Genomic DNA, 1,245 nt, shown 5'->3' on the forward strand with positions numbered 1-1,245 from the left:
TCGTCAGTGGTTGATCTGAATCCCCCCGCACCGTCCGAGTTGCGTGACCATGCTCGTTCTGTGCCGGCGGCGGTGCAGCCAGATCGCCCAAAAGTGGTCTCCGGTCCCGACAAGGGTCCTCTTTATTCCAACGATGCGACCCTTGTCGAAGGGCTGAGGTCAGCACTCTATGCCGGTAAGGTCGGGGAGATCACGGTCAAGCGCCATGTAGATATTCTTTTCGGCTTTGGTCATTGGCTCGTTGAAAATAACAAGCCGGGGATTGCGGATCGGCTTCACGATTCGTCGCTGGATCGGGATCGCAAGGAGTACGAGATCTGGGGTGGCGGCCCCTCGGCCGTGGCTGGGTCACTGGGTCGTCTCAAGACGTGGGCGGGCGGAGCGCCAGTGGTGGGCCGCCCTGCCCTGAATCCCCACCCTGCCGACGCCGTGCTCATCAGAGAGTACACAGCGGCTCTCATCAAAGCGTACGAGGCAGCGCCGACCGGGCCGAAACCCCGTACCGTTGAGGTCTATGGGTCTGCTCTTAGACGTTTCAGTCAATGCCTGGTTGAAAACAAAAAGCCGGGGATTGCGGATCGGCTTCACGAGCGGTCGCTGGATGAAGATGCCAAGCGCTATATGAAAACCGCTGACATCAGTGCACTAACTCATGTCCGGAAGTTCGCACTCGGGCGCGAAATTGCCCTTGCTGCTCGTCCGGAAGACGCAGTCGGCATGGAGGCTCGTGCCATTGGGGACGCCGCTGCGCAGACCGCGGCACAAGCTCATGGCCACGCAGGAGAGCAGGGACCCATCTCTCGAGCTCAACAAGTCGCGCCAGCGCCGTTTGAACGGCACTTGGGCAAGAAGCGCGAGGCCCAGGACGGACTGACGAGTACACTTGACAGGAGCAACCTCGTGAACAGCGGGGGCGTCATCATAAACAATGAACATTGCACAGCGCTGTTGAGACCGGCGAAGAGGCAGAGGACTGATAATCCGCAAAGCCGCGCCATGGGGCGGCAACTGAGCGAAGCAACCACGACGTCCATCAGCCAAGCCTCCGATCAAGCCCGAGCGGACCTAATGGCTTCCTTCAGAAGCAGGGAGCGCTCCGACGCGGGGCGTTGAGCTCCATGGCTGGGGTCAAGCAGAACAGCTCTCTTGACGACAGAGGCGCTGATGCGATCTCCGGACCGGTAGCTCTCGCCGTAATTGATCAGGCTGGTACTGTTGGAAGGCTTGATCAGCCTCGTCACCCCA

Annotated in this window: 1 pseudogene; it reads left to right on the forward strand. The window is 60.2% G+C overall.

From position 1 onward, the window contains the following. Positions 1 to 1,113: pseudogene (locus tag NKJ26_RS33375) on the forward strand (hypothetical protein); the annotation flags it as partial. Positions 1,114 to 1,245 lie beyond the last annotated feature (132 nt).

The sequence above is a fragment of the Mesorhizobium sp. M0152 genome, assembly GCF_040322415.1.
Taxonomy (GTDB): Bacteria; Pseudomonadota; Alphaproteobacteria; order Rhizobiales; family Rhizobiaceae; genus Mesorhizobium.